The sequence below is a fragment of the Taibaiella sp. KBW10 genome (genome assembly GCF_003852495.1).
In the GTDB taxonomy this organism is placed as follows: Bacteria; Bacteroidota; Bacteroidia; order Chitinophagales; family Chitinophagaceae; genus Edaphocola.
In genome coordinates, this window is record NZ_QAJI01000009.1 from 48,234 (window position 1) to 60,392 (window position 12,159).

Sequence of the window (12,159 nt, forward strand, 5' to 3'; positions counted from 1 at the left end):
AAATAATGATTAATACACGTCGATATATATACTTTGTTTGCCTGTCATTGTTACTGCTGAATACTTGGTGCAGTCAGGCACAGACGGATACTTCTTTTGCAAGAAAAGCGATAACCCTTGACCAGTACCTGAGCCTGGTTGGAAAACAAAACCTGAACTATGTGGCAGCGCAGTACAATGTGCGCATTGCAGCCGCCGGTATGGAAAGTGCTAAAGTTTTTCCTGATCCCGAACTAAGTATCGGTAGCTACGATAACCAGCAATCTACCATGCATTTGGGGAGAGGATACAGTGCGGGTATTAGCACAACCGTAGAACTGGGCGGCAAACGCAGGGCAAGAATAGACCTTGCCGGCAGCCAAGTGTCCTTAAGTAATGCCTTGCTGCAGGATTTTTTTCGCAACCTCCGTGCCGATGCCGCCATGGATTATTTCAATGCCATACAGCAATACAACCTGTTCCGTGTATTGGAAAACTCCTACGCCACGATGAAACAACTGGCAGATGCTGATTCCATTCGATTCAAATTGGGCGTGATCACTGACATAGATGCCCGCCAATCCCGGTTAGAAGCCGGCAACCTGCTTAATCGTTTATTCCAAAGCGAAGCAGAGTGGAAGGTCACGCTGGTACAGCTAAGGCTTAATACAGGTAGTCGTCAGGCAGACACGTTCTTGTTCCCATCAGGAAACCTTAAACCCTTGCACCGTGATTTTTCACTAGCTGCGCTGATTAATGAAGCCCAGGTAATCCGGGCCGATGCCATAGTTGCACAAAATGCAAAAACGGTCGCGGAGAAGAGCCTGCTGTTAACGAAGGCCAACCGGCGCCTTGATCTGGGTATTTCTGCAGGTATACAGTATGCAGGCGAAGCAACCAACGAAACCGCTCCTACGCCTGCCTATCGTTCCCTTAATGCCGGAATATCCATTCCTCTGAAATTTTCTAATCTATACAAGGGAGCAATCAAAGCCGATAATTATGCTATCCAACAATCGGAAGTGCAGTATGAGCAGATTTTATTGCAGATCCAAACAGAGGTAACACAAGCTTACCTGAACTATAAGGCCGCAGAAAAACAGGTGGCCCAGTATGAAAAGGGTCTGTTGCTGGAATCCGACAAGGTGCTTGCCGGCAAGATGTATAGTTATAAAAGAGGAGAAACTGCTCTGTTGGAGGTTTTGAATGCCCAGCGTACTTATAACGAAGTACAACAGAATTACTACCAGTCTCTTTACGGCTATGCCGCTGCATTAATCGCATTGGAGCGCAGTGCCGGTATTTGGGATTTATAGAAATGATTTTGGCCCGGGCTTGTTGTTAGAGTTGATGCCGCATAGGTTTCATACTTGCTTTGTCCGGCGGCAATTTATTCTATATTAAAAACAATAAATCGGGTAATGGAAATTTGGCAATCATTTGCTTTTCTAAAATGGGTTTATGTGGCTGATATAGGGTGATTATGGTTTGATAAATGGGCAGGAACAATAACTTGTGTCTAAGAATAAGGCATAAAAAATTAGGTTACCTCTTTTACTTTGATACATAAAAGAAGTAACCTAATTGTGATGAGGAAGCGGGCTTCAGATTGAAACGGTGCTAATCATTGCTTGTTATATTATGCAATTGAATTTACAACAGCGTGACTTTACCTTTAAAGATTTTTCCACCTGCTTCCAATTGGTAGTAGTAAATACCCGGAGCCAATCGGGAAACATCTACAAGGGCTTCATTGTGGCCTTCCTGCTGTGTCAGCACCTGTTGTAATACGGTTTTACCCAAAGTATTGCTTAGCTGTATCCGGGCATTGCTTTCAGGATGTTCGGCAGCATACCAGCTAAGATTTATCTTGCCTTTGGCCGGATTGGGGAAAACCTGCGCACTTTCGGATTCCTGGCCACCTGGCAATAAACCTGGTTGAACCTTGCTCCAGAAATTTCCACCCGGGCCACCATCAATAATCCGGAAGTAGGAGTACCGTTTTATAAGGCCACAGGGAGTGGTGTTTGCACCTAAGGTCACTTTGAAATAGGCATTGTTTTTTATCGTATTGTAATTAGTATAAAACCAGCCTGGAATGAGCGAATTAAAATTGTAGTTATTAAAAGGCGTTGCCTGTGTGAGCGATCCAAGCGCCGGGCCAATAGAGTCGCCATTATTATCAACCTGGTGTACGGATAAGAAATAACTTTGGATAGTTAGTCCCGCCGTTGGTGTAAAGGTAGATTGCTGTATACCAGCAGAGAACGCTCCTAGCCAACCATCTTTACAAAAAACACTTGTTGCCGGCTGGGTATAAGGACTCGAATTGGCTAGCTGACTGATATTCGTCACCTGGTTTTGTACAGGACATCCTGAAGGGCCAAACAATTTAAAATCGACAGCCAGACCGATCCGTTTAAGGTTGACAATTTGTGTAAACGATTGGGTGCCGCAATTGTTGCGAACCGTATACGTAATCTTAAGCCCCCCTGAATAACCGGACAGAAAAGAAGCATATCCCCCATTCAAGACAATAGTGTCCCGCATTTTTGCTCCCGGAATGGCGTTCGCATTATAGGTTCCAAGTCCGGGCGTGAAGTTTGGTCCCACGATGTTTCCTTTCTCAATAGATATGTCATAACTGGAAAAATAGCCGGTTTCATAGGTAAAGAGTCTGAGGGAATCATTTTCGCACAATGTTATTTCAGTAATATTTTGAGCATTCGGGCTTTGGCCATTAACCGTAAAAGTAGGGATAGACAAAGTATAGTTTCTGTAGTCCTCTCCGTCTATTTGTTTCTGAATAATAAAGCCTGAGTTATTTAAATCGATGGAGCTGACCGTTGTGGCCGGCGATACCGGTACAAAAAAGCTTGGAACGTTAGGGTAGGTGGAATATAGCGTGCCTACATTGCCGTTTACCAACCAATGGGAACCCCAACCGGGATGATAGGCAAAATAGAGATATCCGTTCTTGCCCAGCTCAATGTCTGTAAATCCAAACCCGCTCTTTGACAAAGTGCTCGGGATATAGGCCAGTGCATCATTGAGTACAGTGGGTGCACTTAAGTTGACATAGCCAAGGCCTTCAACGCTAAAGTACAATGCACTCGGACTTTGATGGTAGCTGAAATAAACACGGTCGCCGCTATTGGTACCGGGCACATATTCTATACCGGAAAATTTGGTAGTGGAGGGGAAAGTGCCTCCAAGTGGAACTGATTCTGTGTTGGTCACTAAATCAAAAACGGTTATATAGCTGGAGTGATTTAGGACTATTTTTTTTTTGTTAGGTGCTACTTCCATATCCCAGATGCCGCCTGGAATTGTTGCTAATGCAACCGCAGCACCTACCGTGCCGTCTGGAGCTACATTTATAGAAATCAGCTGATTTAGGTCGTTGGTTACATAGACCTTACGGTTGCCATTGGTTTCCAAGGGAGCGATGGCAATAGGCGTGCTGGTACTATTAGAGTAGCCTGAAATAACGTTGGTTTCTGTAATGGCAGCAAGGTTTGTGCCATCCTGCTGACGGAAGAAGAGCTCTTGGTGTCTAAAGCCGCCTACACCTACCGGGCTCCATCTTAGGGAGTAATACTGGTTACACAAGCCTGGTATCGCAAAGGAATACGGAGAGGAGCTACTGCTGCCGATATTGGCCCCGGTATTAGGATTATAAGCGCCACAGGCATTCACAAAAGCAATACCATTTCCATTCGCATCGGAAACGACTCCTGCATATTGGTCCCATTGATAGCTTGGACCTGAACCACAAAAATTAATGCCTGAGCTGGCCGGTAAAGTAGACACGAAATTACAGCAATCGGAAAAATGCATGTGTGTACTTGGAGGAATGATCCAGTCATTTGCCTGCCCTTGTGCAAGGTAGCTGCTTCCGGAGCAGAGCAAACTGGTTAATAAAAAAAGCTTATTTATCTTTTTCATTTTAAGGATGATTTTGTGCTGTAGCCACTATTTATCTCAAGTGGAACAACCTGTTAGTGAAGATTTTTCATTGGTAATATGGGTTTAGGGGTAAATTTTCGTGGCGGTTTCTATAGGCATTTATTTTAAGGAGTGAATAAAGAATAGTTGATAAGGTTTTATGGACCGAATATATGTGTCTCTATATGTGTGTCAATGGCGTATTGTTAATTAGCATTAGGGCAATGATATTTTAATTCAAATCTTAGTATTGTGCTGTTCACAAGGAATAATACTAGAATTTTACCTTTAATTGTGATTTATTATGAAACGAATGTATGCCTTAAGGTAAATCGGGCATAGCTACAATGTACCATCACGTACTTTCTATGTATAGATAGGGCATGTCAATGTATACATCCCGAAGCGCCAAATGTTTCATCAGCTATTTTCTATAATACATAAGATCATTTTGTGCCGGTTGCATTTTACGATCTGCCGGATAAATTATTAACTATAAGAGTTGTCTCATAAATTTTGAGATAGTTTTGATATTATTAGGATTGAATTTAAAGCCGCCGCTATTGTTATATGTTATTATATCTTAGATTTTTTCTTGTATTATTTTTCCTTATTCATTGGCCAAAAGACTTGTCCGCGCAGGAATATAATATTACAAACTACCGTTGGGAACAAGGTTTCGCTGCAACAACCGGCTACATCCTTTTTCAGGACAGCAAGGGATACATTTGGATCGGATCGGAAAATGGGCTGATGCGTTACAACGGCTATGACTTCAAAATGTATACTACCCGTGACGGATTACCGGATAATGAAATATTGGGTATTGAGGAAGACGATCAGGGCAGAATCTGGTTTCTACCCTTTGCAAACGCTATTTGCTATATGAAAGATGGTCAGATATTCAACCCGGAGAATGACTCATTATTACATAAGTTGGCGATAACCGAGAGGCCACATCATATATATGCTGATCGCCAGGGTACGGTCTGGATTGTTGGTCGCGGAATGTTTATCGCTATTTCCAAAGAAAATAAAATTTCAAGAATCCATGAAATTGGGGGATACAATATAGGTAATAGTGATGTTTATATCTGGCTGAACAGCGATAAAGAATTAATGGCTTCTGTTCCTGAGATCGGGAATGAATTTTATCACTGGAATGGCAAGCAATTTGATCGGGAAGGCTATATGCCTTTTAAACCGGAAGGAATGCTGGATTTTACTACTACATTTCTATATAATACGGCTACAGGCAATTTTAGCAACTACTTTAATAATGGGCTGCCTGTATTTTCAGTCATCCGTAAATTTCCCAGAATACAGTTTTCTTTTGATCGCAAACTGCTGTTTAAGGATAAATTATTTGTTTCCTCCGATCGCGGTATGTACAAGATTAATATAAGCACCGGAAAAGTCGAAGACCAATTTCTTCAAGGCACTAAAATAGGTAGTTTTATATTGGCTAAAGATGGATCACTGTGGTTTGGATCTATAGGCCAGGGTATTTACCGGTTTTTAAAAACACCGATAAAATCTATAGATACTAAGTTAGAACACCCTTCTGTGATTTTCATTAAGGGGACGGATAATGGGATGTATTGTACTACCGATAAGGTTGTTCATATAAAGGCCGATTTTACCGATGGTAAGGAGGGCTATAAAATTGAAAAGGCAATTATAGATAAAGACGCTCCGTACTCACGCTATTTATTCCTGGAACAAAACGAAAGCCATGAATGGTTGGGCTGTTCCGGATATATTTCCTTAAGAAAAAATCTTGGCGGAAAAATGCAAAAAACGCATAACATATATACAAAAGCGGTGCTGGAAGAAGATGCTACACATCTATTGATTGGGGCTTATGGTGGTATTTTTCGCTTGAACAAGAAAAGTTTTCAAGTGGAAGACACATTTTTGTACGATCAAAGAATAGTAACCCTTGCAAAAATTAATAATCTTATTTATGCCGGAACGCTGAAGGGACTTTTGGTTTGCCATCCTGACAAGCAGTCCTATCCTGTACTGCCAGATAATCCACATTTTAAAAAACACATCATGGCGCTTTGTGCTACTATAGATGAACAGCTATGGGTGGCTAATAGCGATGCAGAATTAATAGCCTTGAAAAATGATACGATCACAAAAATAATCGGATTGAAAAATGGCTTGCAATGTAACCGGATTTCATGCCTTAAAGCTTCCGATACGCTTCTTTGGGTGGGCACAGATAATGGTCTGTTTGCGATTTCTTTGTTTCCACCCCATAATATTGTAAAATACATTTCCTACGAGACCGGGTTAAAGAGCAACCAAGTTAATTGCATTGATATCTATAAGGGTAGGGTTTGGGTAGGTACTATTGAAGGGATTAATTACTTTGATGAAAGTGATGTTTTGAAAAAACGGGACACGGCAGCGATTATTTTTAATAAAATTCAGAATGGGGATGATGTTTTGCTACCTTCCAATAATATCATCCGGCTTAAAGATAAACCCCTTTCTATTGACTTTGATATAGTCGAATTTTCGGGTGGGCTAAAACCGGTGTTTCAATACCGGCTCGATAAACATCAGGAGTGGACAACAATAGAGGGAAATCAACTTTATTTTCCAACCTTGCCATACGGTAAATTTGAAATAACGATCAGGGGGCTTTCGCCCAATTGGGGAGATGGTATTTATTGCACTCAGTTCTTCTATAACCCGGCTCCTTTTTATCGAACCTGGTGGTTTTTCTTTCTGTTATTGTTTGCAGGAATCTCTCTAATGGTTATCATTACGTTTATTGTAATAAAGCGGATAAGAAGTCGAGATAAATCTGAACTTGCCATCAGGAAAAATTTATTGCGCCTCGAGCAGATGGCCTTGCAGGGGCAGTTAAATCCACATTTTATTTTTAACAGTATAGCGGCGATTAAGCAGTATTACAGCTCTGGTAATCTGGAAAAAGGAGATTTACTGGTTGATTCCTTTTCAAATCTGGTGCGCCTGACTTTTGAAATGGGAACAGAAACGTTTGTCTCCCTGGATAAAGAACTCAGCTATCTGTCAGAATACTTGAATGTAGAGCTTATCCGGTTTCATGATTCTTTTAGTTACCACATTGAAAAAGAAACCTCGATTCCTGAATCGAGGATATTAATTCCTGCAATGCTTCTGCAGCCCATAGTGGAAAATGCCATCAGGCACGGGATCAGGCACTTGCCTGATGGGAAAGGAAAAATTCATATTTTTGTGAAACAAGTGAAAGAAACGGTAGCAATATGGATTAAAGACAATGGTATCGGAAGATTGAAAAGCCGCGAGTTGCAAGCCAATCTTTTTACCCGTGCTTTAACGAGTAGTAATGTTATTGAAAAAAGAGTGGCTATTTTAAATCGCCTTTTTGATGGGAAAATTATGATGCACACTTCAGATGTTCTAAATGAAATGGATCAAGTGGCAGGAACAACAATTTTCATATCATATCCCCTTAATCTAAATGAATTATTGAAAGATGAAAGTAGTTATAATTGAAGATGAAATATCCTGTCAGCAATATTTGAAGCAAATTTTACTGGACAATATTGCCGGTATAGAAATCATGGCGATAATTGATAATGTCCCGGATTCCATCACGCGTTTAAAAGAGCTCAAACCTGACCTGGTGTTTTTAGATGTAGAAATAAAACTCGGAAGTGGATTTGACATACTGCGCAGCATAGATGACAGGTCATTTGAAGTGATATTCACTACAGCATTTAATACTTTCGCCGTGGATGCTTTTAGATGCAGTGCCGTCGATTATTTATTAAAGCCGCTGCAAATAAATCAGGTTATAGAAGCGGTGAATAAGGTTAAAAGAACAAACAATAGAACCAACTCCCCCGATTTAATTGACAAAATATTATTACGGCTTCAAAGCCATTCCATGCAAAAAAATAAATTGATCATATATACTACTGAAGGCATGGAATTTGTGGAAACCTCCGATATAATGTTTAGTGAAGCAAAGGGGAATTATACCGATGTCTGGCTTAGCAATGGAACGAAAATTACGGCCTCAAAAAAGCTGAAAGAAATTGAAGAGAGCCTGCCGGTTCAATCTTTTTTCAGGGTGCATAATTCTTATATCGTGAACCTGGATTTCATAAAGAAATATCATAAAGGGCGAAATGGCTATTTATCCCTTTTAAATGGAAAGGGTATACCTGTTGCAGAAAGCAGAAAGGAGGACTTTATGGAATGGATTAAATAAGGATTTTAGATTATGATCCATCTGCCTGCAGCTAACTTTTATAATCCTGTATCACTTTTTCGGGACTGGTCATACTTTAGAATATATCCATTAGCTGCGGTATCCATTATTCATATATATCGAGCTCGGGCTTCAGAATAAAGACCTTACCATCCGCACGCTTTATGATCATCTGCTTATCATTTTTCAATAATTCCATTTGATAATTACGTAATTGCATGTAATCTTTAAACGCAGCCGATTTTTTGCCATTTATATTTACAATTTCATCCATCAGTTTCAGTTGTGGATTGCGTTTAATATTTGGATTGGTTGAAATTGAATTTACAATGATTTTTCCCTGTTGAAGCGTCAGGGTGGCACCAAAATTTTTCTCAGGAATTGTATTGATTGGGGTTTTCCTTTTGCTAAGGATAATTAGTTTCGTAGTATTGTTAATAATACAGTTATAATGCCTGAAAAAGCGGTTTCCCAATTTAAGACCACCCTCAGAATTAGAAAAGTTTAATTTGAACTGATGTGACAAATAGGTGGCAGTATCGCCAATACGGTATGCAAAATCTTTAATAGTGTAACTGGTATCAATTATAGCTTTTCCAGTTACTGATGAGGTTAAGCTCCCTACAGTAACCACTTTGGGTATATTGGCAAAAAATGGAAGTGCATTTAGGGTTATGCTGACATCAGCATTATTGGATCCAAAATCGATCTGTGCATAGCCCATTTGCCCATTGATCCCAAAAACTATTCCAGAGGAGTTGTAAATATCTAATTCAAAAGGCAAATGCACACCTGCATTTTCAAAAGGTTTTTGCGAAATAGTTACCAGATTTTTATCAAAATCAAATTTCCAGTTTAGTTTGCAGATAATAGAACTTCCGATAATACCGACAGGCTTTGCATTTGGGCCAATCATTTTTTCAAAATCAATAATCGTAAATGCAGAACCTTTCACATTCAATTTACCAATAAAGACATTATCGGCCAGCTTCAGATCTAGGTTTACATTATTATTATTTCCATCAACGCCACCTGCATCAATTTTTTCCGCAGCGGGTCTTAAGTTAACTTTTGAAGCGATTTTTTGGTCAATTGCAGATGATGCGAATCCATTGTCCCACACAAAAAAAACTTCGACGCCATTAACCGAAGCTTTAATCAAAATCATATCTCCCCATACCTCAATTGGTATGGTAACGGGTTGTTTTATGTCGGTGATTTCACCCATATGCAGCAATTTAATAACGGCACTATCCGAATTATTTTGGGCTTTCGCATTGAGCGTAAAAATTAGCGATAACAATAAAAATATTTTTTCCATTTTTTAAAGGTGGTTTTTAGTGTGTTTTGATAAAAAGTATAATCGACAAAAGAGGATTTTGGCAGGCTTTGCCGGTAACAGTTCTATCTATTATTTTTGGTTTATTATAACGGTACAAAATCAGGATACTTACAGGTCGTTTTCGTTTTCTAATTCCGATCTGATGTTTTCCTCATAGATTTTAGTAAGCTCGGCCAATTTAGATTTAATGATAAAGTAGTTGATATTCTTTCGGTCTATAGCTAAACTCCTTCTAATCGCATCTTTTGCTTCACTATGAAAGATTTTAAGAGGATTGTGGAAGATCTTCCTATCTATTGAAAGAATATGTACCATTAATTTTTTTAAAAACTCCTCATATTCATATAAAATGGTCTCTGTTTGATTCATAGGTTTACGTTTTAAAAATACAGATGAAATACTCCTTACATCAGCAGCATAAATCCCCGGTTCGTTGAGGAACCTGGGATTTGGTTTTATACTAAAAGTTAAGAGATATCTTATTTTCTTTTGATCACTTTCATTGTTTGTGATCGGCCCTCTGAAGTAATCAGAAAATGATATACGCCATCAGCCAGATCAGCAATATTCAATTCCGTATTTGTTGCTTTAACTGTCTGCTCAACCATCAGTCTGCCTTCGGCATTAAAGATTTGTACCAGTGTTTGTACAGCCGTTAAGCCTTCAATCCTTACCTTATCCTGTACCGGATTAGGATAAATACTCAGTGTCTGCCCGCATTCATTACTCAGGGACAATACTTTGCTATAGGCCTCTTTGTGGTCAACATCTACAATGCGTAAACGATAATATTGCATCCTGCCTTTTACCTGATTATCGGTATAATGGTAAGTACTGTTGCTGCCTGTAGGCGTCACCGTAGCAATTGTTTCAAACACCATTCCGTCTTTGCTGCGCTCTACTGCAAAATGGCTTAACTGTTCTTCTTTTCCACTCGTCCAATCCAGGATAAAACCACGATCTTTAGCGGCGCTGCCGGTAAACGTCAACAGTTGTGTGGGCAAAGGAATACTCCAGGTTACGGTATACGCTGCCGGTGTAAAATCTTTTTTGCCGGCGGCATCTATAGTAGCATATTTAAAGGTGGTGGTTCCGGTACCCGCCGAGGTTGCGCCGGGAGCGATGGTTAATAAAGCTGGATTATAATTCAGTATGGATGTACCGGCAGTAACTGCTAAACCACCTCCCACTACGGAATCGTTGACACCCGTAAAACTTTCGCCTGTAGCGACCCAACCGGCAGGCAACAGCTGAGCAGGGGCAGCTTGCCCGGCTTCGCCTTGTGTACTGCTTAATTGTGTCGTAAAGCTGCCTTCGGGAATATTGAGTACACTATAAGTGCCATTGGCATTTACCGGAACAGTTGCGACAACGACACCGCTACTATTGACAAGATTTATATATAATTGTGTGTCACCAGGTGTACCGATACCCAAGCCATCGAAAGCAATATCACCACCACTAAAGCTGGCAGCCGTGGTGGTAACGCCGGTTAAGGCCAGGTTTCCTATTAATACAGGAGCTACCGTAGGAGTAGCGGGGTTAAACCGGTATAAGGCATTGATGGTATTACCTAGGTGAAAATAAATATTCCCGTCTGCAGGGTTATAGGCTGCTTTATTGACAGTTGCGGACAGACCAAAAGACGAAGTCGTCGTACCATATGGGTTAGCGGCTCCGGGCGTGTAAGAATAGATATTGGCCGGGACTCGTGTACTAAACCAGATGATACCGGTGGTAGGATCAACAGCCATAGCACTCGTTTGCAGTACAGGGTGAGTAGCCGCAGCACCGCCACCAAAAACATCTCCTATGGTGGTGGCTAATCCGGTAGCTGTATCAATACGAACTAACGTACGCTGATCACTGGCGGACATGCCATAAATGGTGTTGGCTGCACCACAGTTTTGCGCGCTTAACCTGGATAAGGGAATAATGGCCAGGAAGAGAAGTAGGCTAATTAACTTATTAAGGAAAATCGTTTTCATAAAATTAGCATAGAAAATGATTAGGAATATTTGATTAATACTTAGGTTAATATATTGTAATTTAAATAGTTACAGAAAAAATGAAATGCTATTAAAAAAAATGAAGAAATGGCTTTCTTCATTTCTGTGCTTTAGAATGACTTTCCGTGAAACAAATGGCTTGAGGAGTATTTTACCTCTCAATTAACTTAATTTATATGAGTTGTTATGCCATTTTTCAGTTTGAAACCTTTAAACATTTTTTGCAGGGCTGAGAACAATACAAAATTCAAATATTTAATCGAAAGCCACAATCACCCCGTAGGGTGATTGTGGCTTTTTTACATAAACAATCAAACAATAAGATAGATTTCTGCATACTACTAAATGAACTTCCAGTAGCTATTAGCAGGTAACTATAAGTAAAAAGAAGAGATTTTTTGCCCTTTTATCGACAAAACTTGAGAAGCACCGTTTATTTAGAAAAGTTTTGGGTGCAAAGAAAGGACACAAGATATCCAAAGGGCGTCTAAGCAAAATATAATAAGATATACTCAAGGCATGATAATAGAGATAAGGTGTAATATGAGCTTGCGTTTTGTCATTTTATTTCACCCCTGATATACTTAGCGATGGCTTCCGTTTTATTGTTTACTTGTAGGACTTTGTACATTTTCTTGATA

7 protein-coding genes are annotated in these 12,159 nt (G+C 40.0%); 3 read left to right on the plus strand and 4 right to left on the minus strand.

Annotated features, from left to right (window positions below; all coding sequences use genetic code 11):
• Nucleotides 1-5: 5 nt before the first annotated feature.
• On the plus strand, nucleotides 6-1,295 hold the full coding sequence (locus DBR32_RS15430; RefSeq protein WP_124637391.1) for a TolC family protein: 1,290 nt from the start codon (nucleotides 6-8) through the stop codon (nucleotides 1,293-1,295).
• Between the two features lie 337 nt (nucleotides 1,296-1,632).
• Here DBR32_RS15430 and DBR32_RS15435 read toward each other — a convergent pair whose 3' ends face one another.
• On the minus strand, nucleotides 1,633-3,927 hold the full coding sequence (locus tag DBR32_RS15435) for a T9SS type A sorting domain-containing protein (protein WP_124637392.1): 2,295 nt from the start codon (nucleotides 3,925-3,927) through the stop codon (nucleotides 1,633-1,635).
• A 630-nt stretch (nucleotides 3,928-4,557) separates the two neighbouring features.
• On the opposite strand from DBR32_RS15435, the gene DBR32_RS15440 reads away from it, so the two are divergent.
• Nucleotides 4,558-7,446, plus strand: coding sequence for a two-component regulator propeller domain-containing protein (locus DBR32_RS15440; RefSeq protein WP_158606023.1), 2,889 nt, complete (start codon nucleotides 4,558-4,560; stop codon nucleotides 7,444-7,446).
• On the plus strand, nucleotides 7,427-8,167 hold the full coding sequence (locus DBR32_RS15445; RefSeq protein WP_124637395.1) for a LytTR family DNA-binding domain-containing protein: 741 nt from the start codon (nucleotides 7,427-7,429) through the stop codon (nucleotides 8,165-8,167). The genes DBR32_RS15440 and DBR32_RS15445 overlap by 20 nt, the downstream gene beginning before the upstream one ends.
• A gap of 106 nt (nucleotides 8,168-8,273) precedes the next feature.
• Here DBR32_RS15445 and DBR32_RS15450 read toward each other — a convergent pair whose 3' ends face one another.
• From DBR32_RS15450 to DBR32_RS15460, 3 genes are all read right to left on the minus strand, one after another.
• Nucleotides 8,274-9,488, minus strand: a complete 1,215-nt coding sequence (locus DBR32_RS15450) for an aspartyl protease family protein (protein WP_124637396.1) — start codon at nucleotides 9,486-9,488, stop codon at nucleotides 8,274-8,276.
• 129 nt (nucleotides 9,489-9,617) lie between these two features.
• On the minus strand, nucleotides 9,618-9,878 hold the full coding sequence (locus DBR32_RS15455) for a hypothetical protein (protein WP_124637398.1): 261 nt from the start codon (nucleotides 9,876-9,878) through the stop codon (nucleotides 9,618-9,620).
• A 110-nt stretch (nucleotides 9,879-9,988) separates the two neighbouring features.
• The gene (locus DBR32_RS15460; protein ID WP_124637399.1) at nucleotides 9,989-11,497 is read right to left on the minus strand and encodes a T9SS type A sorting domain-containing protein; all 1,509 of its coding nucleotides are present in this window, start codon (nucleotides 11,495-11,497) and stop codon (nucleotides 9,989-9,991) included.
• Nucleotides 11,498-12,159: the final 662 nt, after the last annotated feature.

What these genes read in the sequence shown, in the direction of transcription:
- DBR32_RS15430 (WP_124637391.1), top strand. Translation starts at nt 6, where the DNA reads ATGATTAATACACGTCGATATATATACTTTGTTTGCCTGTCATTGTTA.
- DBR32_RS15435 (WP_124637392.1), bottom strand. Translation starts at nt 3,927, where the DNA reads ATGAAAAAGATAAATAAGCTTTTTTTATTAACCAGTTTGCTCTGCTCC.
- DBR32_RS15445 (WP_124637395.1), top strand. Translation starts at nt 7,427, where the DNA reads ATGAAAGTAGTTATAATTGAAGATGAAATATCCTGTCAGCAATATTTG.
- DBR32_RS15450 (WP_124637396.1), bottom strand. Translation starts at nt 9,488, where the DNA reads ATGGAAAAAATATTTTTATTGTTATCGCTAATTTTTACGCTCAATGCG.
- DBR32_RS15455 (WP_124637398.1), bottom strand. Translation starts at nt 9,878, where the DNA reads ATGAATCAAACAGAGACCATTTTATATGAATATGAGGAGTTTTTAAAA.
- DBR32_RS15460 (WP_124637399.1), bottom strand. Translation starts at nt 11,497, where the DNA reads ATGAAAACGATTTTCCTTAATAAGTTAATTAGCCTACTTCTCTTCCTG.